Raw genomic sequence first — 24,358 nt, 5'->3', positions numbered from 1 at the left:
CTCAGGAACCCGTGGACGCGGTGTCCGACGAGACCGGGTCGGCTCCGGAGCGGTCACCCAGAAGACTCGCCGGGCGGATGTCCGACCAGTGGGTCTCGACATAGGACAGGCAGTCCGCCCGACCGGCCGCCCCGTGAACGGTCCGCCATCCGGCCGGCACGTCGATGTCGGCAGGCCACAGTGAATGCTGGTTCTCGTCGTTGACCAGCACCAGGTACTCGCCGTTCTCGTCCTCGAACGGATTGCTCGTCATGTCGGCACCTTCCTCTCTTCCTTCTGCTCGGCAACGCCGTCCCAGTCGGGAAGGATCACGTCGATGTCGCGTACCTGGCGGTTGGCCATCCCCCACACGGCGACAGCCATCCCGCACGCGCCGGCGATCAGCAGCATCGTCGCCATTCCGCTGCCGGGGCCGCTCCCGACGACCGGCCGGAGCAGGCCGACCAGCCCGGTGCCCGCGGCGGCCTGCGGCTCGAAGACCCGGTCGGCGACCAGGCCGGAGCAGACCATGGCCAGCGGCGCGGAGATCTGGGACACGAACATCACCGCACCGAAGACGCGGCCCTGCCGCTGCGCGGGCACCTTGGTCTGGATGATCGCCTGCATGGTGCCGTTCACGATCGGCATGAGCAGTGCCCCGGCCAGGATGGCCGCGCACCAGGCGGAGACGTCGCGGGACGCGGCCACCAGAACCTGGGAGGTCAGACACATGCCGACCACGCCCAGCAGCATGCCCCGGATCCGTGCCTTCGGGCCGCCCCACACAACCATCAGCAGGCCACCGAGGATTCCGCCGACGCCGATGCTCGCCATGACACTCGCCAGCGCGGACGCGTCGTTGCCGGTGCGGGCCAGGATCATCGGCTGCACGATCGCGTACCCGAAGACCATCACCAGGTTGACCACGAAGATGACGATCACGAGGCCACGCAGGCTGGGCCGTGCGAACAGGTATCGCAGTCCGTCGAGCGACTCGGCGCCGAGCCTGCGGCGAGGCTCGGCTGTGGCGCCGTCGCGGGGCTGTTCGTGCAGGCCGGCCGCCTGGATGGTGAGCAGGGCGAGGACGAAGCTGAGCAGGTCCACCAGGAGGATCGTCCCGAGCCCGGAGGTGGCGACGAGCACCCCGGCCAGGGCGGGTCCGCAGATCTCCGCCGTGCTGCGGGCCGTCCCCAGCAGACCGTTGGCGCGTTGCAGCTGGTCCTTGGCGACCAGCAGGGGGATCGCCGAGAAGAGCGCCGGGTACTGGAAGGCGGCGGCGGCGCCGAGAAGCGCGACGGCCACGTAGATCTGCCAGAGCTGAAGGTGCCCGGAGAAGTGCAGGGCCGCCAGCGCGCCCACGACCGCCAGCCCACCGATGTCCGCGAGTTGCAGCGCCGTCCGCTTGCGCAGCCGGTCGACAAGCGCCCCCGCCGTGGGACTCAGCAGTACCTGCGGCACCACCGCGAGGACCGAGAGGAGCACGACGGCTGTGGCCCGCTGGCCGGACGTCCAGGCTTGCACCACGAAGGCGAACCGGAGGACCGAGTTTCCGATCAACGTGACGAGCTGCCCTGCCCAGATGATGCTGAATCTGCGCATGAACGGGCCAGCCCCCCGAAGTCACTGCCCGGCTGACAACGTTCGCCCGCCCGACATGATCGCTTCCCCGAGGCTAACGACGCGCATGACAACGGTCAATGTCCGTACCCGTTGATCATTCGCATGCGTGGATCAGCGCCGGGTCAGCGGTCCTCGTCGTCGAACGCCGTACGCGGGTCGAGACGCTGACCCTGCGCGTACTCCTCGGCGAAGCCGGCCGGGCCGAGCGCCTCGACCGCGGCCGCCCGTACGGCGGCCAGGTCTGCCGCGTCGTCGGGATCGGGCACCTGACCCAACGCCGTGAACGCGTCGTCCGCGACGGCGACCATCCGGGCCGCCCGGGGATGGTCGCCCTCGGCCGACGCGAGCGCGGCGCCCGCCACGCAGACGTACGGCACGAAGTCCGCCCAGCCGTTCCGGAACGCCGTCGCGCGACTCGTGGCGAACAGTTTTCTCGCCGCGTCGAGGTTGCCGAGACCCAACTCGCAGAAGCCGAGGTTGTGCGTCTCCGAATTGACGATCGTGGGCTGGCCCAGGGCCTCGTTGAGCGCGATGCTCTCCCGGTACAGGTCCCGGGCGCGGGTCAGGTCGCCGGACATCCGGGCGACGGCCGCCAGGACGTGCCGCGGCCGCTCCTCCAGCCTGCGGTCGCCCGAGCGCAGGGCGACCTCGAGGGCCTCCCGGGCGCGGGCCTCGCCGCCCGGCAGGTCGCCCCCACGGATGGCGACCCGGGCGAGGCTGTACCGGGCCTCCACCTCCCCCGCCGGATCACCTGCCGCCCGCGCCCTGTCGATCTCCGTCTCGCTCATCCGCACCACGGCGTCGGTCTCGCCCCGCCGAAAGGCCGCGCGAACGTCGTCGCTGAAACCCATGTCTGTCACCTCCTGCGTCGCTCCTGTGCTTGCGGGCGTGCGCACCCGTCACAACACCTCGAACACCGTCCAGGTCTCCACGAGCCGGAACCCGATCGACTCGTAGAGCGGCCGGCCCATCGCGCTGGAGTGCAGGTACGCGGCGTCCGCGCCGGCCGCGATGCCGTCCAGCAGCGCGACCTCCGTGAGCGCCCGTCCCAGCCCTCGCCCCCGGGCGGCGGGAACGACGGCGACGTTGAACACACCCACCACTCCGGAGGTGAGCACTCCGAGCCCGGTACCGACGGCCTGCCCGCCCTTCTCGCCCAGATAGCCGGTGACGGGACCGGCGTCGAGCACCCCACCGCCCATCAGCGAGCCGAAGAGTCCCTCGGGAGCATCGAAACCCCTGGTCAGAACGTCTGTGTAGAGGTCCGCCTCCGCCGCACCGACCCGGCGGACCAGTCGCCGCTGCGCCGCGCCGGCCCGGACCACGACGTCGTCGGCGGCGCAGGCCATCATCGGCACCTCACGGCGCCCGAGCAGCCCGTGCCGCGCCGCGAGGTCGGCGACCCCGTCGGTCGCCTCGCCCCGAACCATGATCGACCAGGGCACGGCCCGCCTGCCGACCTCCGTCGCCAGCTCGTCGAGCGAGCCCAGGTCCGGCGCGAGCGACGTGTCGTAGGCCATGTTCAGAGACGCGACCCCGGCGTACGTCACCGCGGCGCGGGCGGTGCCCCGCTCCGCGTACCAGCCCTTCGGGGTGACCCGAAGGAGAGCTTCGATGGCGTCGACATAGGCCGCCGCCACGAGTTCGGCGGTGCTTGTCACAGCGTGCTCCTTCCGTCTTCTTCGACAGCTCACAGCACGCTAGCCCCGGCGACTTGACGAACTCTGGATCGTGCGGTCAGAGCGGCCCCGCCGCCGGCTGTCTATGCCGTCCAGTCCTCGACAGGGGTGAGCGGGACGGGCGCGGGCCGTCGTACCACAGTCGTCAGCTCGATCCGTCGCCCTTCGGCTGCCGAGCGCAGCAGGGCGGTCATGGTGTCGAGGACGTGCAGCGCGAGGTCGCCACCGGCGCGCGGCGGACGCCGACCGTCGGCCCGGACGAGGTCGATCAGACCGACGCCCCGGGAAGCCCCGACGTACCCGGCCAGCGGTTCGAGGACCCGCCATTCGCCGACGCCGAGCGCGAACAGGCGGACCTCACCGTCGAAGACGTTCGGATCGGGTACGGCGAGGGTGCCGGTCTCGCCGTGCACCTCGATCGGCGCGGCGCTCGTCGCGACGCCGTCGAAGCTCGTCGTGATGGTGGAGAGCGCGCCGTTGGCGTGTTCGAGCACACCTGTCACGTGGCTGTCCACCTGCACGGGGATCCGCTGGCCGGTGCGGGGGCCCGAGCCGATGACGCGCTCGGTGCGCAGCCGGCTGGCGGCCCCGACGACCGCCCGGACCGGCCCGAGCAGGTGCACGAGCGCCGAGATGTAGTACGGCCCCATGTCCAGCAACGGGCCGCCGCCCGGGGCGTAGTAGAAGTCGGGCTGGGGGTGCCAGCGTTCGTGCCCCGGCGTGACCATGACGGCCGACGCGGACAACGGCCGCCCGATGAGCCCGTCGTCGATCGCCGCCCGCGCGGTCTGCGTACCCGTACCCAGAACGGTGTCCGGAGCGCACCCGACGCGGACGCCTGCCGACGCGGCCCGGCTGATGATGGTTCCGCCGTCCTGGAACGTCACGGCGAGCGGCTTCTCGACGTAGACGTTCTTGCCGGCGCCGATCGCGCCGAGCGAGATCTCGGCGTGCGCCGCGGGGATCGTGAGGTTGAGGACGGTCTGCACGTCCGGGCGGTCGAGCAGGCGCGGCACGCTCAGCGCCTCGGCGCCGGGAATCGTGGCGGCGACAGCTGCCGACCGGGAGGCGTCGAGGTCGGCCACCGCGGCGATGGACACCGCGGGGTGGTTCGCGAGCGTGTCCAGGTACGCGCGGGAGATGACCCCGAGACCTACTACGCCGACGCGATGCGGGTCGCCCACACCATGCCCCTCTCGATGACGGTACGGACGCTCGGGTGCTCCAGCACGTCGAGGCTGTGCCCCGGGGTGGTCACGACGATTCGCCCGGCACCCCACAGCCGGGTCCAGATCGCCGGGGACGTGACCGGCCGCTGCCACGGATGCCAGGCCCGCGTCGGGTGGGTCGTGGTGGCCAGGACGTCGATCAGGTCGTCGTGCAACACCCAGTACTGCTCGGTGACCAGGTCGAAGTCCTCGACGCCAGTGGTGACGGGGTGCTCGCGACCGAGGTCCGTGATGGCCACCGTGTGCGGCAGGAAGTTGTCCTCGGCCCCACCGTGCCGCTCGCACGGCTCCTTGCCCGGGTGGGTGGCGAACTGTCCGCCCACCAGGTGCAGGTAGTCCGACGACGCGCGGAACGAGTCGACGATGCCGCCGTGCCAGCCGGTGAAGCCCGTTCCGGCGGCGACCGCCGCGCCGAGGCCCGCCACCTGCTCCGGGGTGATCTGCGACATCGTCACGCACTGCACGACGAGGTCGGTGTCCGCCATCTCGACGGCGTCGGCGTAGATCTCGGTCGACCCCTCGACGCGTACCGTGTAGCCGTTGCCCTCGAGGAACGGGATGAACAGGTCTGTCGCCTCGACCGGCTGGTGCCCCTCCCACCCGCCTCGAACCACGAGTGCTCTCCGCTGCGTCACGCTCGCTCCCTCCCCCGTCCGTCGTCGGTGGGCTGGCCGCTCCCGCCCGGCGACGAACCGCCGATGCCTGTGCTCGTCGAGCATCGAAAACCGTACTCGTCGTTGCCGCCGGAACCACCGGGGGCCACGATCGACGCGTTCTCAGTGCGTCAACCAGGGTGGGTACGGCCGTTCGGGTGGCTTTCCGTGGGCACGGATCGCGTCGGAGGTCGCGATGCCGGCGAGGACGACGACGGCGGTGACGGCGGCGGCCAGTGGGGGCAGGAGGGTCATGACGGGCGCGGCGCCGACGAGCGCCAGTGCGCCGATGATCCGGGAGCGGGACACCCTGTTGAACACGGCGTGCTCGACCAGGGACCGGCCGATCAGGAACAGCGTCGGTCCGCCGAGGACGACGAAGATCCACCCGGTGTCGGTGTCACCGAACGGGTGATCGATCACGATCTCGTATCCGACGGCGACGGCCACGATGCCGGCCACCATGAGTACGTGAGCCAGAAAGACCTCCCGGATGAGGCGGGCGGGTTCACCGGAGACCCGGATCGCTTCGGGCAGCAACTGGCCCGCCCGGAAGAGGTAGACCCGGAACAGCAGAATGGTCGTGACGAATGACACCGCGAAGGCCGCCGCGGCCCCACCCTGGCGAAAGGACGTGTCGCTGTACGCCGAACCCGTCGTCAGAATCAGCTCGCCGAGCGCGATGATGAAGAACTGCCGGTAGCGCTCGGAAAGGTACTCGGCCAGGACGGGCCATTGACGTTGGGTGGGGCGGGTCCACGGCGCGGGATAGAACAGCAGCAGCGCCGCGCAGTCGATGCTGATCGCGAGCGCCCACAACCACCCGCGTGCCGGATCCGACACGATCGCTCCGGCGATCCACGGCACGGCGGATATCGAGAACCAGAGAAACACCCCTGCCGCTCGGCGCTGCGCTTCGTGGCCGCGCAGCCCGGGCACGATGACCAGCCCACGGACGATGTGCACGGCAACGTACGCGCCGGCGAAGGCAAGGGCCCGGTCACCGAACGCCTGCGGCACCGCGACCGCCATCATCATCGCGCCGAGCATCGCCGCGTAGACAAGCAACTGGAGTCGCAGTCTCTGCGGATCGTAGAGGTCGGTGACCCAGGCCGTGACGAACCACAGCACCATGAAGGCCAGCAGCAACAGCAGCGATTCGCCGACTTCGCTGGGGATCATCCGCCGCTCGGTCAGGTCCTCGACCAGCCTCTTGGAGACCCGGTTGAGGGCGAAGACGAACACCAGATCGAAGAAGAGTTCGAGAAGACTCGGTCGCTGCGGTTGCCCCGGTTTACGAAGCAGCGCCGCTGCCCTTGTCGACATGGCCGCCCGATTCTGCCGGTCTCGTCTACTCGGGTATTGGTACCACGGCCGGCGGGGACGTCGAGTCGATACGACGGTCTCCGGAAGGGCCCGGACCGTCGGCACATCGACCGGCGCCTCTCCGGCGTGTCGCGTGACGACATGGCCTGCTCACGGGCGATCCCTTGGGAGCGGTACCAGTCGGGGCCGAAATCCATCCCTCCCTGTCGCTACACTCGCCGCAACCCCGGCACCGCCCGCAGCTTCGGCGGGCGCTGATCCGAATCGAATGGAGACGCCTGTGACCGGCGACAAGGCGGCACCCCCCGGCATCGACCCCAGTATTCCCAGCGTGGCCCGGGTCTACGACTTCTTCCTGGGCGGCAAGGACAACTTCGAGTCCGATCGAAGGGTCGCCGAACACGCCCTGCGGATCACACCGGACGGGCCGGCGGCCGGCCAGGCGAACCGCGCCTTCCTGCGTCGGGTGATTCGCTTCCTCGTCACCGAGGCGGGCATCGACCAGTTCCTCGACATCGGCTCGGGGCTGCCCACCCAGGGCAACGTGCACGAGGTCGCCACCGAGCACAACCCGAAGGCCCAGGTCGTGTACGTGGACAACGATCCCATCGTCCTGAGCCACGGGCGCGCCCTGCTCGCCGCGGAGGGCACCGCGACGGTGATCCAGGCGGACATCCGGGCACCACAGGAGATCCTCAACCACCCGGACGTACGTCGGTTCCTCGACTTCGAGCGGCCGGTCGGGCTGCTGCTCTTCGCGATCCTGCATCACCTCGGAGACGACGAGGATCCGCGGGCGGTGGCGGCAGAGTTGATCGACGCGCTGCCCTCCGGCAGCTACGTGGCGATCTCGCACTTCCGCGACCCGGGTGAGCGGGACCCGGAGGGCTCCCGCAAGGCCCGCGAGGTCGAGCGGGTCTTCAACGAGTCGCTGGGCACCGGTCGCTGGCGTACGGACGAGGAGATCGTCTCCTTCGCCGACGGGCTGACGCTGCTGGAGCCAGGTCTGGTGCCGCTGGCCGAGTGGCGTCCGGAGCCGGGTGCTCCCGCCCCTACCCAGACCGACACCTACCACACCTTCGTCGGGCTCCTCGCCCGCAAACCGTAGGCCCCGCCCTGCGGTGAGGCGGTCGGCGGGGACCGCCCCGCCGGCGCCGCCGAACCTCCCCCGCCGATCCATATTTTGCGTGGCACGCATATTTGCGTGCCACGCAATAAGTGCTAGCGTGATGGCATGACGGGGCTGCGGGAGCGCAAGAAGGCCGAGACGCGGGCGGCGCTCGGCTGGGCCGCGATCCACCTCACCGTCGAGCGCGGCTACGACAACGTCCGCGTGGAGGACATCGCCGAGGCGGCCGGCGTCTCCCCGCGTACCTTCAACAACTACTTCTCCAGCAAGGCCGAGGCGATCGCCTCCCGTCACCTGGACCGCAGCCTGCGCACCGCCGCCGCGCTGCGCGAACGCCCCGCCGACGAGCCGCTCTGGGCGGCACTGACCCAGGCCGCGCTGGAGCAGTTCACGCCCGGCCCCGAGGTCGAGGCGATGCCGTCTCCCGCCCATACCCAGTGGGCGGCAGGCATCCGCACCATGCTCGCCGAGCCCGCGCTACAGGGCGAGCGACTGCGCGCCGTCGCGACAGCCGAGGCCGAACTCGCCGCCGCGGTCGCCGACCGCACCGGCACCGACCTCGCCACCGACATGTATCCGCGACTGGTCGCGGCCGCCGCCAGCGCCGCCGTCACCGTGGCCATGCAGCACTACCTCGACAACGCCGACCCGCCCACCCCGATCGAGCGCCTCATCACCGACGCCTTCACCCAGGTCGCCGCCGGCCTTCCGCCGCCCCGCCGCTGAAGCACGCACTCGACGCCGACAGCACCCACATCCTCAGCCGCGCACACCCCGCGGCGGGCCGGCCGCGCGCCGCCGCCCGCCGTGGCGATGACGCACGTCCGAAAAGGATCACGATCATGATTGATGTCCTCATCGTCGGGGCCGGCCCCAACGGCCTCATGCTCGCCTGCGAGCTCGCCCTCGCCGGCGTCCACCCGGTCGTCCTCGAACGCCACGCCGCACCCACCGACGAGCCCCGCGCCAACGGCCTCGTCGGCCAGGTCGTCCGCCTGCTCGACCGACGCGGCCTCTACACAGGGCTCACCGGCGGGAGCACCCCGCCGCTCCCCCAGCCCGCCTTCGTCTTCGGGGCGTTCCCGCTGGACCTCACGGTGCTCACGGAGAACCCGCACTACGCGCTCGGGGTGCCACAGGCCCAGCTCGAGGCCGCCCTGGCCGCCCGGGCCGTCGAGCTGGGAGTCGACCTGCGTCGCGGTCACGAGGTCGTCGACCTTGCCCAACGCCCCGACGCGGTCGAGGTCCGACTTGCCGACGGTACGCGGCTCACGTCCCGTTTCCTCGTCGGCGCCGACGGCGGCCACAGCGCGGTGCGCCGCCTCGCCGGCATCGACTTTCCCGGCGTCACCAACGACCGGTCGGTCTCCCGTACCGCCACGGTGACCGTCCCCGCGTCCTTCCTCGATCCCGGGACCGGCGGCCTGCGCGCCCCCGGCTATGGCGTCGTCCCGCCGTTCCAGCACACCCGCACCCCGCGCGGCCTCATCGCCTGGGCTCCGTTCCCCGGTCGCCCGGCGATCCTGAGCACGACGGAGTGGCCCGACGCGCCGACGGGTGACGAGCCCCCGATGACCCTGGCGGAGCTACGGGCCAGCGTCGCCCGGGTACTCGGTGCCGACATCCCTCTCGGGCCGCCCGACGGTCCCGGGCTGCTGCGGCGGCTGACCGCCGGCAACACCCGCATCGCCACCGGCTACCGCGCGGACCGCGTGCTGCTCGTCGGCGACGCCGCGCACGTGCACCCCGCGATCGGCGGCCCCGGCCTCAACCTGGGCCTGCAGGACGCCGCCAACCTGGGTTGGAAGCTCGCCGCCACGGTGCGCGGCCGGGCACCGCAGGACCTGCTCGACACGTACGAGACCGAGCGCCGCCCCGTCGCCGAACGGGTGGTCATGTCCACCCAGGCGCAGTCGGCGCTCATCGGCCCCGGCGACGAGATCACCGGCCTGCGGGAACTCTTCGCCGAACTGTTGCGCATCCCGGAGGTGACCGGGCACATCGCGGCGCTGATCTCGGGCGCGGACGTCCGCTACCCCGCCGACCCCGCCGACCCGCTGGCCGGCCGTAACGCCCCCGACGTGGTCGTGCACGGGGAGCACGGCCCGACCCGTCTCGCCGAGCTGACCCGCGCCGCCCGGCCGCTGCTGCTGGATTCCACAGGCGCCTACGCCGAGGTCACCGCGCCATGGCGTGACCGCGTCGACGTGGTGACCGGTCCACTGGAGGGCACGACCGCCAGCGCGCTGCTGGTACGCCCCGACTGCTTCGTCGCCTGGTCGGCCGGAGACGCCGGTACGCTGCGCGCCGCCCTCACCCGCCACTTCGGCCGTCCACAGTGATCAGCGCACTCCCCTCGTCCCCGACGGGCTGGCTGCGACAGCGCGACCGGCGGGCGTACCGGAGGGCCGCAGTCATCCGGCCGACGCCCGCGCTCCGACGAGGAACATCGGCACGGCGAGGAAGAGGCGGTCCCTGCGCGCGCGTTCGGCCTGCCGACGCATGTCCTGCGGCACTGGGAGTCGGTGGGCCTGCTCTCCCCCACCCGCGCCGACGGCGACCGCCGCCGCTACACCCGCGACGACCTCTTCCGGGTCGCGTCGATCCTGCGTGCGAAGCAGTCGCGGCGCTGACGGCGATGCGCTGGTACGACAGACTCGCTCGCATGCTCACGTCATTTGCGCAGTGTCTCGGCAGCAGCGCCACGACATCGTGGTGGCCGGCAACACGGCGACGTTCGGGCAGGATCCCGCGCTGCGCGCCTACCTGCTCGGTACCGGTGAGCGGGTGGTCGTGGAGGCGAGCCTCTCGACCGGATCTGGGCATGGGCCTGGTCGCCGGGTGAACGGCCTCGTCTGCCGACAGCGTCACGAGGCCGGCGCTTCCTGAACGGTGAAGGCCGCGCGGGTTACCCACGCCGCGGAGGGGCCGACGGAAGGTTCCCGCCGGCCCCTCCGAGCCGAGGTCACCGTCCGTACAGCTCGAACTCGTAGAGCGAGAACCCGTAGGAGGTTGCCCGCTTGACCCCGTACACCCGCACGTAGCGGGCGCTGACCGGCGCGAAGGTGGCGTTGTCGACGCCGCCGTTGCCGGCGGTGGTGGTGAACACCGGCGTCCAGGAGTTGCCGTCGCCGGAGACCTCGATCCGGTACGACGTGGCGTACGCGGATTCCCAGCGCAGCACCGCCCGGCTCACCGTGCGGGCCGCGCCGAGGTCGACCCGGAGCCACTGGTTGTCGTTGTAGCTGCTGGCCCACCGGCTGCCGAGGCTGCCGTCGACCGCCTTGTCCGGCGTGTAGCTGGTCAGGAACTGGGTGCTCGACGCGCTCGCCGGGCGTCCCTGGGCCAGGTTGGTGACGTCGTCGCCCCGGCGTGCCGGGAACGAGACGACCTGCTGGTAGGTGGGGCGGTTCTGCCAGGCGATCAGGGGGTGGGTGATGCCGCCGAGGCCGGACTGGGCGATCGAGTCGGCGCACCACTGGTCGCCGGCCCCGCAGGACGTGTCGCCCGGGTAGACGGTGGTCGCCGGCACGGCGGCGGCCTGGCCGAGCGTGCCGGTCAGCGACTGCCGGCACGCGCCGAGGTTGCCGTTGCCGCAGTACGCGCGGCCCAGTCCACCGGCGACGGGGTCGCCGAGCACGGTACGCAGGTCCTTGTCGACGTAGCCCCACCAGCCGTACTGGAACGACGATCCCTTGTGGGCCTGGCCCTGGGGCGCCCAGCTCACCGCGCCGTCACGCCCGCCGTTCTGGCCGCCCGACGGCGCCTCGTTCACCTCGATGGCGTCGACGAGCGCGCCGTAGAGGTCCGGCCCGAGGCCGGGGCGGAACTCCGCCGAGGCCAGCAGCGGCCACCACGCGTCGAAGATCCGGATGGCGTCGGCGTGCTGGTAGACCTTCGAGCCGGGTGCGGTCTCCACCCGCCGGGAGCCGGCCTGCTGCCAGGCCCGCAGCTTGCCGATCGCGTCGGCCAGCGCCGGGTCGGTGACAGGCGCGCTGTCCAGCACCCGCAGCAGGTCGCCGAGGACCTGCTGACCGCGCAGGTCGGTCACCGCCGCGTCCGCCATGATCTTGACGAGGTCGGCGCGGCCGAGCTTGCGCTGGGCGATCGCGGCGCGCACCGGGCCGTCGAGCAACTGACCCCTGTGTACGGAGCCGAAGCTGAAGTTGCCGTCCGCCGCCCCGAAGTCCCGCGCCTGCTTGTTGTTCCAGCTCACGTAGTAGTCCTGGTTCACCGACTGCGGGTGCGCCGACGGCGGGGCGTACGTGGCGTCGTTGGTGTCCGGGTTCCAGCCGACCCACTCGTACGCCGGTTCGGCCTTCGCTGGCAGGTTCGGGTCGGTCATCGACGACCGGATCGGGTTGGAGCCGGAGTTGTAGTACGCCGCCTCGGTCGAGTTGACGTAGAACCAGTTGAACGCGTAGCCGACACTTGCCGCGGACGCCTGGAACGCCGCCGCGCTGCCCATCGCCGTCGGGTCGTTGAAGGCCTGGAAGCCGATCGCCGAGTCGGCCTCGTGCCGGTAGGTCGAGCGCAGCTTGGTGAACGCGGTCGGCTGCCCGTTCACCAGGCCCCGGTAGGAGACCAGCCCGTACTTGGTGCGCAGCGCGCGCAGGGTGTACGAGCCGGCCGGGGTGGAGTCGGCGATCGTCGGCGACCAGGAGTTGCGCTGCTCCAGCGCCTCCATGGCGAGGCACTGCCCGTGGTAGAGGTAGCGGTTGGACCGCAGCGTCGGCGCGCTGCCGTCGGTGGTGCACAGCGGCACCGCGTACGTGTCGGTGAGGTCCTGGGAGGCGGAGGTCGCGCTCCACGCGTAGTCCTGTCCCCGACCGAGCAGCACGTAGAGGTTCAGCCCGGCGAACGCGGCGCCGCGTGCGCTGATCCCCGGCCCCTGCAACTCCTGGAGCATCAGCAGTTGCGGGGCGAAGTAGCCGGTCTGCGGGCCGAACACGGCTACCGGATTGCCTGTGGTGGTGTGCCGCCCGGAGACCACCACGGCGTTGGACATGCCGTGCGCGCGCAGGTTGGACAGCCCGCCGATCAGCCCCTCGGTGGTGGTGCTGGTGCCGGTGCGGGCGGCGGCGCCGCCGGTCTGGTCGTAGGCGAGCGGCTCGGCGACCACCGAGCCGGCGTCGGGCAGCACCGCGCTCGTCGCACCGGGCGGCGTCGCACCGTACGGGAAGCTCTGCCCGTCGTGCAGAGTGAGCACGGTCTCCGGGTCGTTCTGCGACCGGAACGCCGCCCACACCCGGTCGCCCTCGGTGGCGCCGTACTTGGCGCGGGCGGCCACCCGGACCAGCGCGGACTGGATCTCGCTGCCGCCGCCTCCGCCGAAGAGCCCGCCGACGACACCGGCGGTGGCGATCAGGTCGGTCATGGTGAAGTGCTTCGGCTTGCCGGCGCCGGCGAGCACGTACTCGCCCGGGTAGTTGTCGTCGGCGATCGACTTGTCGATGTAGGCGTTGATGCCGGCGATGTAGTCGACCACGTCGGTGTAGAGCTGCTGACCCCGCGCGCCCTTGGTGCGCAGCGCGTCCACCTGGGCCTGGAGGTCCGCCTCAGTGTAGGGCGAGTTGGCCCAGACGCTCTGCTCCAGTTCCCGGTTGCCGGGGGCGCCACCGGCGAACGAGGTGACGTTGCCCCGGCCGACGTGCCGCAGCAGGTCCATCACCCAGAGCCGGTCCTGGGCACCGGCGTAGCCGGCGCCGAACATGGTGCCGGCGCGGGTGGTGCCGGTGATGTGCGGGACTCCGGTGGCCTTGTCCCGCACGATCGTGACGTCCGCGCGCGGCGAGACGGTGCTCTCCACCTGCGCGGCGGGTACGCCGAACGAGGCGTCGTTGTAGAAGTGCGCGATCTGTTCGTCGGTCAGCCCGGCGTAGTTGTAGACGAGGTTCGCGTACTCGTCGAGCTGGTCGCTGGAGTGCGCCGGGCGGGTGCCGAGCGCCTGGTGCGCCAGGATGTCGACGAGAGTGGCGTTGCCGTTCTGCCCGGGGGGCAGGATGTCGGCGCACTGGCCGAGGCAGTAGTCGTTTGCGGCGAACGTGCTGGCGGCCAGCGCCGGTGACGGCGGGATGACGGTCAGGACGCTCGCGGTCAGGGCTGCGGCGGTGAGCGCCGCGAGCCGGGCACGGAGAGCGGGACGGGGCATGGCGATCCTCCGGGGGACGCGGAGTCGGGCCGTTCGGTACGCCCGGCTACCGGTGCCGACGTCTCGCCCTCCGCGCCCGGGCGTTCCACCCGGAGGTGAGAATGACTCATATCTATCTCCGGGCAATGATCGACGCACTGCCGCCGTCCGGGATAGCCGTCGTTCACCAGTCGCCAATGCCGACGTTTCGTCACCTTCCGGCGCGGGGGCGGGAGGCGATGTCGTGGCTGGCCCTCGAACCAAGGGATCGCCAACCTTCCCGCCTGTAACACAGCCGAAACTACCGGTTGAAAGGCCCGGAATTTTCTGCGAACCTAGGGCCATCGATGAGTGTGAACGCTAACAAGATCATCCGGCTCCTGGAGGCGCCCCACCCCCGACCATCAGGTCCATTCACCACCAGGTGACCACGTCCACCACCTGGAGAGCCACCAGCCCGCACCCGCTCCCGGCGGGCGACCCGGCCCACTCATCGCCATCTCGATCCGCTGGTCAGCAACCCGGGACGACTCGCCTCCGGGAGGGCAGCCGAGGTGGGTCCGTGGTCCGGTCAGGCGGACTCAGCACTGTGGTCGCTGCCATCCGCGCGGGATCCACCCCTCTCGGCCAGCGACGCGATTTCCCATCCACCACTGGAGGATCAGCATGGTTTCCCGGACCCGCTCGACGGGACGCACCCGACTACGAACACTCGGTATTTCCGGAACAGCGGCGATAGTTGCGGCCCTTGTGGTGTCGCTGCTGCCCAATCTCGCCCAGGCCGCCGAGACGACCCTCGGCGCCGCCGCGGCCCAGTCCGGCAGGTACTTCGGTGCCGCCGTCGCCGCCAACAAGCTCGGCGACAGCGCCTACACGACGATCCTGAACCGCGAGTTCAACGCCGTGACGCCCGAGAACGAGATGAAGATCGACGCGACCGAGCCGCAGCAGAACAACTTCACCTTCGGCAACGCGGACCGGATCGTGAACCACGCCCTCTCCCGGGGGTGGAAGGTCCGCGGCCACACCCTGGCCTGGTACTCGCAGCAGCCGGGCTGGATGCAGAGCATGGAGGGCACCGCGCTGCGCAACGCCATGCTGAACCACATCAACCGGGTGGCCGGCTACTACAAGGGCAAGATCTACTCGTGGGACGTGGTGAACGAGGCGTTCGAGGACGGCAACAGCGGCGCCCGTCGTAACTCGAACCTCCAGCGCACCGGCAACGACTGGATCGAGGCGGCATTCCGCGCGGCGCGGACGGCCGACCCGGACGCGAAGCTCTGCTACAACGACTACAACACCGACAACTGGACCTGGGCCAAGACCCAGGCCGTCTACAACATGGTGCGGGACTTCAAGTCCCGTGGCGTCCCGATCGACTGCGTCGGGTTCCAGTCGCACTTCAACGCCAACTCGCCGTACAACAGCAACTACCGCACGACGCTGTCCAGCTTCGCCGCCCTCGGGGTGGACGTGCAGATCACCGAACTGGACATCGAGGGCTCCGGCACGACGCAGGCCAACACCTATCGCAGCGTCGTCAACGACTGCCTCGCCGTGGCTCGCTGCAACGGGCTCACCGTCTGGGGGGTGCGGGACTGCGACTCGTGGCGCTCCGGCGGTACGCCGCTGCTCTTCGACTGCAGCGGCAACAAGAAGGCCGCCTACACGGCGACCCTGGAGGCGCTGAACAGCGCCGGCCCCGGTACCACCCCCACGCCCACCACGCCCGGTCCGACCCCCACCGTCCCGCCGGGCTCGGCCAGTGAGATCGTCGGCACCCAGTCCGGCAGGTGCGTCGACGTACCCAACGCCTCGACCACAAACGGCACCCGCGTGCAGCTCTACGACTGCAACAAGCAGACGAACCAGGCCTGGACCTACACCTCGGGCAAACAACTCCAGGTCTACGGCAACATGTGCCTCGACGCCGCCGGCACCGGCAACGGCGCCGCCGTGCAGATCTACAGCTGCCACAGCCAGACCAACCAGCAGTGGAACGTCAACTCCAACGGCACCATCAGCAACGTCCAGTCCGGCCGCTGCCTGGACGTCTGGAGCACCTCCAACGGCGCCCAGATCCAGCTCTACGACTGCCACGGACAGACCAACCAGCAGTTCCGGCTCGCCTCCCTCGGCGGTGGCACCCAGACGCCCACCCCGACGCCGACCACGCCGCCGCCGACCGGGGGCGCGTGTGACCTGCCCTCGTCGTACCGGTGGTCGTCGACCGGCGCGCTGGCCCAGCCGAGGTCGGGATGGGTGTCGCTGAAGGACTTCACCGTCGCGCCGTACAACGGCCAGCAGCTCGTCTACGCCACCACGCACGACACCGGCACCACGTGGGGCTCGATGAACTTCGGTCTCTTCAGCAACTACTCGCAGATGGGCTCGGCCAGCCAGAACGCGATGAACTCGGCGACCGTCGCGCCGTCGCTGTTCTACTTCGCCCCGCGCAACATCTGGGTCCTGGCCTACCAGTGGGGCGGCACGGCCTTCTCGTACCGGACCTCGAGCGACCCGACCAACCCGAACGGATGGTCGGCGGCGCAGACGCTGTTCACCGGAAGCATCTCCAACTCCTCGACCGGCCCGATCGACCAGGCGATCATCGGTGACGACCAGAACATGTACCTGTTCTTCGCCGGCGACAACGGTCGGATCTACCGGGCGAGCATGCCGATCGGGAACTTCCCCGGCAGCTTCGGCTCCTCCTACACGACGATCATGACCGACTCGACGAACAACCTCTTCGAGGCCGTGCAGGTCTACAAGCTCCAGGGCCTGAACAAGTACCTCATGATCGTCGAAGCGATCGGCGCGAACGGGCGCTACTTCCGCTCGTTCACCGCCAACAGCCTGGGTGGCACGTGGACGCCGCAGGCCACGTCCGAGAGCAACCCGTTCGCGGGCAAGGCCAACAGCGGTGCCACCTGGACCAACGACATCAGCCATGGTGAATTGCTGCGGACCAGCGCCGACCAGACCATGACCGTCGACGCGTGCAACCTGCAGCTGCTCTACCAGGGTCGTTCCCCCAGCTCCGGAGGCGACTACGGCCTCCTGCCGTACCGCCCGGGCCTGTTGACGCTGCAGCGCTGACGATCGGAAACCGCCGGGGCGGGTGGGCTCGCGCAGACCGAGCCCGCCCGCCCCGAATCCATCCACCACCAGGAGGTACGACAGTGCCAGGACACGCCAACCACCAACCACCCCGGGGAGTAGCCGGCACGACCCCGGTGTCCCCCCGGCGCCGGAGAGGGTTGTTCACGCTCGCCGCCGCCGGGCTCGCCGCCGTGGTCGGGTTGTTCACCATCACCGTGGCGACCGGATCGGCGTCGGCCGCCGACAACCCGTACCAGCGCGGCCCGGACCCGACCCGGACGAGCGTCACCGCGGTCAACGGCCCCTTCGCCAACACCTCGGTCAGCGTCCCCACCGGGTACGGCTTCAACGGCGGCCGGATCTACTACCCGACCGACACCAGCCAGGGCACGTTCGGGGCCATCGCGATCTCGCCCGGCTACACCGCGTTGTTCTCCGCCGAGCTGGCCTGGATGGGACCGTGGCTCGCCTCCCACGGCTTCGTCGTGATCGGCATCGAGACCAACAGCCGCAACGACTTCGACACGGCCCGAGGCACCCAGCTGCTCGCGGCGCTTGACTACCTGACCCAGCAGAGCCCGGTACGGGACCGGGTCGACCCCAACCGGTTGGCGGTCGCCGGGCACTCGATGGGCGGGGGCGGCGCGCTGAGCGCGGCCATCAGGCGTCCGTCGTTGAAGGCGGTGGTCGGCATCGCGCCGTACTCGCCGTCGTCGAACCTGGCCAACGACCGGGTGCCCACGATGATCTTCGCTGGGCAGGCGGACACGGTCGTCACACCGTCCTACGCAACAGGCCTGTACAACAGCATCCCGGCCACCACGGAGAGCGTCTACGTGGAGGTCGCCGGCGCGGACCACGGGTTCATGGTCGGACGGTCGAACCCGGTGATGGTCCGCACCATGCTGCCGTTCGTGAAGATGTTCCTCGACAACGACACCCGGTACAGCCAGTTCCTCTGCCCGCTGCTGGACTCCAGTGGCGTGGTCACCTACCGCAGTACCTGCCCGCTGCTGCCCGGGACGCCGACCACCCCGACACCGACCCCCACCACGCCCGGTCCGACCCCCACCGTCCCGCCGGGCTCGGCCAGTGAGATCGTCGGCACCCAGTCCGGCAGGTGCGTCGACGTACCCAACGCCTCCACCACAAACGGCACCCGCGTGCAGCTCTACGACTGCAACAAGCAGCCAAACCAGGCCTGGACCTACACCTCGGGCAAACAACTCCAGGTCTACGGCAACATGTGCCTCGACGCCGCCGGCACCGGCAACGGCGCCGCCGTGCAGATCTACAGCTGCCACAGCCAGACCAACCAGCAGTGGAACGTCAACTCCAACGGCACCATCAGCAACGTCCAGTCCGGCCGCTGCCTGGACGTCTGGAGCACCTCCAACGGCGCACAGATCCAGCTCTACGACTGCCACGGACAGACCAACCAGCAGTTCCGGCTCTCGCGTCTCGCGTAACGGTCATTACCGGTCGACGATGACGGGTGGGCGCGGCGTCACGCCGGGCCCACCCGGATCGCACGGGGCTGCCCCAGACCGCCCTCACCCGTCGTCGGCGCTGGCGGCGTGCCGATTTTGCAGTGATGCGCGTCGATGTTTTCAGCGCGTATCCAGACGTGTTGGCAGGTCGCCGTCAAGGCCGTGGTCGCCCGACAGCGGCCGGCGCTGCTGCTCACCGATGTGCTCCTGCGAGAGACGATCAGCGGGCGGTACGGATTTCCCTCGGGCCACGTCGCCGTCGCGACCGCCCTGGCGCTCGTCGCGGCGCGAGCCGGGGGGCAACCGGCCAGCTTCGAGCGAATAGCTTATTTCTTCACCTTTCCATCTGGACGATGGAGAAACCTCCGGACTGGAGATAATTCCTGACTCACCGCTGAGCAGGCCCGGATCGCGCCGTCACTCGGTCGCCCGGGCTGTGCGGACGGTCCTGCTCAGTGTCGCGACGAGGGCGATGAGTGCGAGCCACCCGGCCAGGACGAGCGTCAACGTCGTCGTGCCGAGCAGAGCTATCAACGTGCCACTGGCCATGGTGCCTATCGCTGCGCCTCCGGTGGTGAGGGTCTCGATCGCGCTGGTGACTCGGCCGCGCAGAGCATCGGGCGTGACGGCGAGCCGGTACGAGTCGAGGGCGACGGTGTAGACCGGCGACACCACCGACTCCGCGAAGGCCACCAGCGAGAGCAGCCACCAGGTAGGCGCCACGGCGTAGAACGGAAAGGCCAACGCCTCAACCCACAGCATCGTGATCGAGAGCGCCCCGAGGGGGAACCGGCGGGCGAGCGTCGGCGCCATGACGCTGCCGAGAAGTGCGCCCGCGCCGGCACTGGCGAACACCGCGCCGACCTGGGTGGGGTTCGCATGCAACTCCTGGGCCAGGATGATGATCAGCAGATAGCCGGCGCCGTACCGCAGGCTGTCCGCCGCATCGAGCAGGGCCAGCGTCCGGATCACCGGCTTGCGCCACAGCCAGGCCAGACCGCGGCCGATGTCGGCCAGCAGCGCTCTCGGCGAGGTCGGTGCCGTGACCCGTACCTGCTGGAAGTCTGTGCGGATGGCCCGCAGGGTCGCTGCCGACGCCAGGAACGAGACGACGTTGAACGCGAACGGGAGCATCCGGCTCACGGCGTAGGCGGTGCCCGCCACGGCCGCGCCGGCGATACGCAGTGCGTTGGACATCGCGCCGAGCGTCCCCAACGCGGCGGGGAGGTCACGGCTGGGGACGATGTTCGGTAGCGCCGAGCTGTTCGCCGCCCCGAACACGGTACTGAGCACACCGTTGAGCACCGCCACGGCGTAGAGCTGCGGCATCCCCAGCGATCCGAAGACGGCGGCGGCGGGGATGGTGGCGGTGAGCGACCCACGGCCGATCTCGCACCAGATCATCGTCGCCTTGCGATCCCACCGGTCGACCAGAGCGCCCGCGAGCAGCCCGAAGACGAGGTGGACCACGGTTTGCAGGCCGAGCAGGATCCCGGCCTGCGTGGAGGACCCGGTGAGGGCGATGACCAGGAGAGGTAGAGCGAGGAACTGGAGCGAGTCGCCCAGCTGCGACACCAGCCGCCCGCCGAGCAACAGTCGGAAGTCGTGCCGGCACCACAGGGGCTCAGGCAGCGTCGATGAGAGAATGTCCACTGTGCACTCCGGTCGATGAGTGCGCCTGTCCGGCGCGCCGTCACGGGCTGACCGACACGCGGGCACCGCGAGGCCCGGGGCGTCACAGTGAATGGGTGCGGAGCACCAGGAACCGCCGGAGAACGGACAGACTCCACCCGCGTGTCGAAGCGCGACAGCTAGACGTCACGGGGGGTGAACATGAGCCGAGACGGTACGGGGTGCGGCGACCGCCAGCAACACAATTCGTCCGGCCCCGCGCCGGTCTACCGGAGAACGGGCTGCGGACCTGCCGCGGCGGTCAGTGATCCCCGCCCGGGTGCAGGAAGCACGACAGCAGGTGCCGGAACTCGTGCGGGTGTTCGATCGCCGGCACGTGCCCGCATCGGCCGAACACGTGCAGGCGGACATCGGCCAGGTGTTCGAGCAAGGGCTGGGCCGTCGTCGCGAGCGGGGTGACCCGGTCCTCGGCGCCGTGCACGAGCAGCACGGGCGCGCGCACCGCGGCCAGCCTCTGCGCCGAGAGGGTGAGGTCGGCGACCCACCGCGCCCTGGGTGGAGGGAACAACGACGCGTAGGCGGACGCTCCCGCCCGCATCGTAGCCGCCCGCGCGGCGATGGCCGAGTCGGTCACGAGCGCCTGGTCGAGGACGAGGCGACTCAGCATGTCCCGTGCCCCGAGCGGGCCGGCGGGGGCAGCCCAGATCGCGTCGAGGTCGGCGGACAGCGGCGCCCCGGGGGCGCCCATCGTCGAGACCGCCACGACACGGGTGACCTGCTCCGGGCGCGCGGCCGCCAACGCCAGCGCCACGGCGCCGCCCATGGAGTGACCCACCACGGCGTACTGCTCGACACCGAGAGCGTCCATCAGGCCGGCGGCCTGCTCCGTCCACAGCCGGAGCCCACCCCTGGAGCCCGCAGGGACAGGGGTACGGCCGAACCCGGCCTGGTCGGGAGCCACCAGGTGCCAGGACGCGCCCAGCGCCCGCGCCGTCGTCGCCCAGGCGCCGGACCCGGTCGTGCCGGGCCCGGAGCCGTGCAGCATCAGCACCGCGGGCCCGGTGCCGCTCTCCAGGACGTGGACCGGGGAGCCGTCGACTGTGACCGTCCGAAGTGGGGTCACCGGGGCGGGCCAGGTGCGCTCATGCCGATGCGGGGTCGACCGACTTCGAGAAGACCTCCATCATCGCCCTGCCGAACTGCGGCATGTCGGGCCACCCCCGGCAGGAGACGAGATTGCCGTCCACGACGTCCGGAGCGTCGATGACCGTCGCGCCCGCGTTCTCCATGTCACCGGTGATGGGGGGAAAGCACGCCGTCTTGCGGCCCTTCAGCAGCCCGTACACCGCTGGTACCTGCGCGCCGTGGCATACCAGCGCGATGGGGAGGTTGCGCGCGAAGAAGTGCTCCGTGATGCGCCTGACGTCGGCGTCGACCCGGATCCATTCGGGGGCACGTCCGCCGGGGATGATGAGGGCGTCGTAGCGCTCGACGTCGACCTCGGCCCAGGGCACGTCGACCGGCAGCTTCCGGCCGTTCTTCTCCACGTAGGCGTCGGAGTTGGGGTCGAACTCGTGGATGACCAGTTGCACGTCACGCGTCGTCCGTGACGAGACGTCGACGTCCCAACCGCCCTCCTGTACGCGGTAGTAGGGATACATGGTGTCGAGTTCCTCGGCGGCGTCGCCGGTCAGGAGCAGCGCTCTGGGCACCTGCTTCTCCTCGCATCTGGGGGCGGTGAGGTAGATCCAATCGGATCCGATCCGGTGGGCTTAGCATTCCTCGGCCCCGCCCGGCCGTCAAGACTCGACCACCACTCCGCGCCCGTCCCTGACCTCGTCGAACAATCGGCGGAAGCGCTCGCCGGACCGCAGGATGTGCCGTCGCATCGCGTAGGCGGCGGCGTCGGGGTCCCGCGCGGCGATCGCGGCCACCACGTCCTCGTGCTCGGCCATCGCCAGGTGGGTGACCTGGGTGTCGTGGTGAAGCCGGAAGAGGTGCACATGGCTGTGCAGGCGGGCGAGCGCTTCGCGGATGACCTGGTTCTCCGCGCTCAGGGCGACGAGATCGTGGAAAGCGGCGTCGCGTAGCCCGAAGGCGCCATAGGCCATCAGCCCGTTGCCCCCCTCCAGCTCCGCCATCTCCTCCAGCATCCGTCGCAGACCCGCCACCTGCTCCGGAGATGCGCGTTCGGCGGATCTGCGCGCCGCCGCCGGCTCGAGGAGCAGGCGGACCTCGAGCATGTCCTCGAATCGGTGACGGGTGATCTGGGGAGGGATGCGGTAGCCGGCGTGGGGCACACGTACGACAAGGCCTTCGGCCTCCATGCGGTTCAGCGCGTCCCGGATCGGCGTCTGCGAGACCCCCAGCTCCCGAGCCAGGACGTCGATCGTGACGCGGGAGCCGGGCTCGATCCGGAGCGACATCAGCTGCCCGAGCAGCGTGTCGTACACCTCGTCGGCGAGCCGGCCGCCAGATCGTCCGGGCGGCGTTCCGCCCGTCACGGCCCTACGGCCCCGCGCGATCATCGCTTCGTCGTCCATCGTGACCTGAGGTCCTCTCGTGCGTCCTCGCGAACCCGTTGACATCAGTCACAATGCTGCGGCATGCTGACGCCCCCAGCAGATCGTATAGGAAAAGTGGCAGATGATCTTCATCGGCCACCATCGCGGAACCGCCCGCCGTCGCCACGTCGACCCACCTGGAGGACGTCGCCGCGGCAGACGACCCCGTACGTCGCGGCGTACTCGTGACGCCGGTACGTGGGTCGGCCCCGCGACAGCTCGGCAACACGCCTGAACGACCAAGCAACTGCTCGGCGAAGCGCATAGCGAGGCTCCTGGAAGTCCCCAGCCAGAAAGCAGGCGAGAAGATGCGGCATCCACAGCGAATAGGACGAATGTCCACTCCCGGCCGGAAGGTGCGGCTGGCGGCGGCTGCCATGCTGCTTGTCGCCACGACCGCGGCGTGCGGCGACGGCAAGGACGACGACGCGAAGGCGAGCGCCCCCAAGGCGCCGGCTGCCGTCCCGGAACTCAGCAAGGACCCGCTGACCCTCAGCTTCATCTGGTTCGACTGGCCGCCCGCCCAGGCACTGGAAGCCTTCGCCAACGCGGAGTACAAGAAGGAGCGGCCGAACGCGACCATCAAGGTCAACACTGTGCCGAACGCGAACTGGCACGACGCCATGTTCACCCAGTTCGCCGCGCGCAAGACCGACTTCGACATCGCGATCCTGGACTCGCAGCACATCGGCGAGGCCGTGACGAACGGCAACATCCTCGACCTCACCGACTTCGTCAAGAACAACATCGAGGTCCAGGCCTACAACCCGTACCTCCTGGCGGCCTACGGCCAGTTCCCCCAGGCGGAGACCGGCAAGCGCGACGAGAACGCCAACCTGTACGGACTGCCGCTGCTCGGCGACACCTGGACGATGATCTACCGCAAGGACCTGATCGGCGACAAGCCGCCGCAGACCTGGGACCAGATGATCTCGGTCGCCGCGAAGTGCCAGGCGGACAACCCAGGCGTGAGCGGACTGGCCTTCCACCAGGCCAACGGCTCCGACGCGGCGGCCGTCACCTACAACACTGTGAACGGCGTCTACGGCGGCAACCTCTGGGACCCGAAGGCACGCAAGATCCAGGGCGTCCTCAACGACGCGGCCGGCCAGCAGGCGATGGACGTCCTGGTCAACAAGATGAAGCCGCTGACCGCCAAGGGCTCCGGCAACTGGTTCATCGACGAGGTGAACGCGGCTGTCGCCCAGGGCAAGGCGTGCGTCGCGTTCAACTGGATCGCCGCGAGCGGCGGCCTGCTCGATCCGAAGCAGTCGACGCTCGGCACCACCCGTGAGCAGATTCTCGACAAGCTGGGCTTCGCCACCCTGCCGACCCAGAAGACGGACCTGGTCCCGCTCGGCGGCATGGGGATGCACGTGTCGGCCTACTCCGGCGCGGCGAACCAGGCGGAAGCCCTGAACTTCATGAAGTGGTTCCAGCGGGCCGACATCCAGAAGAAGTGGGCCGCCGCCGGTGGCGTGCCATCGCGTACGGACGCGATCCAGTCACCCGAGTTCCTCAACGCCGGCCCGTTCAACAAGGTGTACGCCGACTCGGTTCCGCGGATGCGGGACATGTGGAACGTGCCCGAGTACGCGCGCCTCGTCGACATCGAGAACACCAACGTGAACGCCGCCCTGAACGGCGCGAAGAAGCCGAAGGACGCGCTCGACGACATCGCCAAGGAGCAGCAGGGAGTGCTCGACTCCAGCAACCGCAAGGGCGGCGGCGGGCTGTGAGCGACGTCCCCCTGACGACCGATCACGCCGGGCCTGTGGCGTCTGCGACGCCACAGGCGCCGGGTCGATCCCGCCGGCTG

At 70.2% G+C, this 24,358-nt stretch carries 20 protein-coding genes and 1 pseudogene; 9 read left to right on the top strand and 12 right to left on the bottom strand.

Going from position 1 to position 24,358, the window contains the following annotated elements; translation table 11 throughout:
• Position 1: 1 nt before the first annotated feature.
• From ACZ6N8_RS19145 to ACZ6N8_RS19115, 7 genes are all read right to left on the bottom strand, one after another.
• On the bottom strand, positions 2-253 hold the full coding sequence (locus ACZ6N8_RS19145; protein WP_364363008.1) for an MbtH family protein: 252 nt from the start codon (positions 251-253) through the stop codon (positions 2-4).
• Positions 250-1,578, bottom strand: a complete 1,329-nt coding sequence (locus ACZ6N8_RS19140; protein WP_466011562.1) for an MFS transporter — start codon at positions 1,576-1,578, stop codon at positions 250-252. The genes ACZ6N8_RS19145 and ACZ6N8_RS19140 overlap by 4 nt, the downstream gene beginning before the upstream one ends.
• Before the next feature lie 143 nt (positions 1,579-1,721).
• Positions 1,722-2,450, bottom strand: a complete 729-nt coding sequence (locus ACZ6N8_RS19135; protein ID WP_466011560.1) for a tetratricopeptide repeat protein — start codon at positions 2,448-2,450, stop codon at positions 1,722-1,724.
• Between the two features lie 48 nt (positions 2,451-2,498).
• Entirely contained in the window at positions 2,499-3,260 is a 762-nt protein-coding gene (locus tag ACZ6N8_RS19130; protein ID WP_466011558.1) for a GNAT family N-acetyltransferase, read from the bottom strand.
• Between the two features lie 101 nt (positions 3,261-3,361).
• Positions 3,362-4,462, bottom strand: coding sequence for a Gfo/Idh/MocA family protein (locus ACZ6N8_RS19125; RefSeq protein WP_466011556.1), 1,101 nt, complete (start codon positions 4,460-4,462; stop codon positions 3,362-3,364).
• Positions 4,435-5,142 carry a ThuA domain-containing protein gene (locus tag ACZ6N8_RS19120; RefSeq protein ID WP_466011554.1) on the bottom strand — a complete coding sequence of 236 codons (708 nt, stop codon included), beginning with the start codon at positions 5,140-5,142 and terminating at the stop codon, positions 4,435-4,437. Before ACZ6N8_RS19120 ends, ACZ6N8_RS19125 begins: the two co-directional genes overlap by 28 nt.
• 141 nt (positions 5,143-5,283) lie before the next feature.
• Positions 5,284-6,486 carry a low temperature requirement protein A gene (locus tag ACZ6N8_RS19115; protein WP_466011552.1) on the bottom strand — a complete coding sequence of 401 codons (1,203 nt, stop codon included), beginning with the start codon at positions 6,484-6,486 and terminating at the stop codon, positions 5,284-5,286.
• A gap of 280 nt (positions 6,487-6,766) precedes the next feature.
• Between ACZ6N8_RS19115 and ACZ6N8_RS19110 the strand changes: the two genes are divergently transcribed.
• The 5 genes and pseudogenes from ACZ6N8_RS19110 (at position 6,767) to ACZ6N8_RS19090 (ending at position 10,504) form a co-directional block, all read left to right on the top strand.
• A complete protein-coding gene (locus tag ACZ6N8_RS19110; protein ID WP_387123018.1) occupies positions 6,767-7,594 on the top strand; it encodes an SAM-dependent methyltransferase in 828 nt (275 codons plus the stop codon).
• A 126-nt stretch (positions 7,595-7,720) separates the two neighbouring features.
• A complete protein-coding gene (locus ACZ6N8_RS19105; RefSeq protein ID WP_466011550.1) occupies positions 7,721-8,341 on the top strand; it encodes a TetR/AcrR family transcriptional regulator in 621 nt (206 codons plus the stop codon).
• Positions 8,342-8,457: 116 nt separating this feature from the next.
• Positions 8,458-9,957, top strand: coding sequence for an FAD-dependent monooxygenase (locus tag ACZ6N8_RS19100; RefSeq protein ID WP_466011548.1), 1,500 nt, complete (start codon positions 8,458-8,460; stop codon positions 9,955-9,957).
• A 147-nt stretch (positions 9,958-10,104) separates the two neighbouring features.
• Positions 10,105-10,248: pseudogene (locus ACZ6N8_RS19095) on the top strand (MerR family transcriptional regulator); the annotation flags it as partial.
• A gap of 52 nt (positions 10,249-10,300) precedes the next feature.
• Positions 10,301-10,504, top strand: a complete 204-nt coding sequence (locus ACZ6N8_RS19090) for a hypothetical protein (protein WP_466011546.1) — start codon at positions 10,301-10,303, stop codon at positions 10,502-10,504.
• A 76-nt stretch (positions 10,505-10,580) separates the two neighbouring features.
• On the opposite strand, the gene ACZ6N8_RS19085 is transcribed toward ACZ6N8_RS19090, so the two are convergent.
• The gene (locus ACZ6N8_RS19085; protein WP_466011544.1) at positions 10,581-13,766 is read right to left on the bottom strand and encodes a penicillin acylase family protein; all 3,186 of its coding nucleotides are present in this window, start codon (positions 13,764-13,766) and stop codon (positions 10,581-10,583) included.
• Positions 13,767-14,504: 738 nt separating this feature from the next.
• Here ACZ6N8_RS19085 and ACZ6N8_RS19080 point away from each other — a divergent pair.
• The 3 genes from ACZ6N8_RS19080 to ACZ6N8_RS19070 all read left to right on the top strand — a co-directional run bounded on the left by ACZ6N8_RS19080 (position 14,505) and on the right by ACZ6N8_RS19070 (position 18,730).
• Positions 14,505-16,850 carry a non-reducing end alpha-L-arabinofuranosidase family hydrolase gene (locus tag ACZ6N8_RS19080; RefSeq protein WP_466011778.1) on the top strand — a complete coding sequence of 782 codons (2,346 nt, stop codon included), beginning with the start codon at positions 14,505-14,507 and terminating at the stop codon, positions 16,848-16,850.
• Between the two features lie 161 nt (positions 16,851-17,011).
• Positions 17,012-18,322 carry a poly(ethylene terephthalate) hydrolase family protein gene (locus ACZ6N8_RS19075; protein WP_466011542.1) on the top strand — a complete coding sequence of 437 codons (1,311 nt, stop codon included), beginning with the start codon at positions 17,012-17,014 and terminating at the stop codon, positions 18,320-18,322.
• Between the two features lie 135 nt (positions 18,323-18,457).
• Positions 18,458-18,730 carry a phosphatase PAP2 family protein gene (locus ACZ6N8_RS19070; protein WP_466011540.1) on the top strand — a complete coding sequence of 91 codons (273 nt, stop codon included), beginning with the start codon at positions 18,458-18,460 and terminating at the stop codon, positions 18,728-18,730.
• 30 nt (positions 18,731-18,760) lie between these two features.
• On the opposite strand, the gene ACZ6N8_RS19065 is transcribed toward ACZ6N8_RS19070, so the two are convergent.
• The 4 genes from ACZ6N8_RS19065 to ACZ6N8_RS19050 form a co-directional block, all read right to left on the bottom strand.
• On the bottom strand, positions 18,761-19,996 hold the full coding sequence (locus ACZ6N8_RS19065; RefSeq protein ID WP_466011538.1) for an MFS transporter: 1,236 nt from the start codon (positions 19,994-19,996) through the stop codon (positions 18,761-18,763).
• A 280-nt stretch (positions 19,997-20,276) separates the two neighbouring features.
• On the bottom strand, positions 20,277-21,098 hold the full coding sequence (locus ACZ6N8_RS19060) for an alpha/beta fold hydrolase (RefSeq protein ID WP_466011536.1): 822 nt from the start codon (positions 21,096-21,098) through the stop codon (positions 20,277-20,279).
• 19 nt (positions 21,099-21,117) lie between these two features.
• Complete coding sequence (locus ACZ6N8_RS19055) at positions 21,118-21,687, bottom strand: DJ-1/PfpI family protein (RefSeq protein WP_364362977.1); 570 nt, start codon at positions 21,685-21,687, stop codon at positions 21,118-21,120.
• Between the two features lie 87 nt (positions 21,688-21,774).
• A complete protein-coding gene (locus ACZ6N8_RS19050) occupies positions 21,775-22,518 on the bottom strand; it encodes a GntR family transcriptional regulator (protein WP_466011535.1) in 744 nt (247 codons plus the stop codon).
• A 356-nt stretch (positions 22,519-22,874) separates the two neighbouring features.
• Here ACZ6N8_RS19050 and ACZ6N8_RS19045 point away from each other — a divergent pair, with 356 nt between their 5' ends.
• Entirely contained in the window at positions 22,875-24,278 is a 1,404-nt protein-coding gene (locus ACZ6N8_RS19045) for an extracellular solute-binding protein (RefSeq protein WP_466011533.1), read from the top strand.
• Positions 24,279-24,358 lie beyond the last annotated feature (80 nt).

It is taken from the genome of Micromonospora sp. NPDC047521, from assembly GCF_055587305.1.
This window is presented reverse-complemented; position numbering and strand designations above follow the sequence as displayed.

Coding starts and splice junctions, on each gene's coding strand:
- ACZ6N8_RS19145 (WP_364363008.1), bottom strand. CDS start 253: ATGACGAGCAATCCGTTCGAGGACGAGAACGGCGAGTACCTGGTGCTG.
- ACZ6N8_RS19140 (WP_466011562.1), bottom strand. CDS start 1,578: ATGCGCAGATTCAGCATCATCTGGGCAGGGCAGCTCGTCACGTTGATC.
- ACZ6N8_RS19135 (WP_466011560.1), bottom strand. CDS start 2,450: ATGGGTTTCAGCGACGACGTTCGCGCGGCCTTTCGGCGGGGCGAGACC.
- ACZ6N8_RS19115 (WP_466011552.1), bottom strand. CDS start 6,486: ATGTCGACAAGGGCAGCGGCGCTGCTTCGTAAACCGGGGCAACCGCAG.
- ACZ6N8_RS19105 (WP_466011550.1), top strand. CDS start 7,721: ATGACGGGGCTGCGGGAGCGCAAGAAGGCCGAGACGCGGGCGGCGCTC.
- ACZ6N8_RS19100 (WP_466011548.1), top strand. CDS start 8,458: ATGATTGATGTCCTCATCGTCGGGGCCGGCCCCAACGGCCTCATGCTC.
- ACZ6N8_RS19085 (WP_466011544.1), bottom strand. CDS start 13,766: ATGCCCCGTCCCGCTCTCCGTGCCCGGCTCGCGGCGCTCACCGCCGCA.
- ACZ6N8_RS19070 (WP_466011540.1), top strand. CDS start 18,458: ATGTTTTCAGCGCGTATCCAGACGTGTTGGCAGGTCGCCGTCAAGGCC.
- ACZ6N8_RS19050 (WP_466011535.1), bottom strand. CDS start 22,518: ATGGACGACGAAGCGATGATCGCGCGGGGCCGTAGGGCCGTGACGGGC.
- ACZ6N8_RS19045 (WP_466011533.1), top strand. CDS start 22,875: ATGTCCACTCCCGGCCGGAAGGTGCGGCTGGCGGCGGCTGCCATGCTG.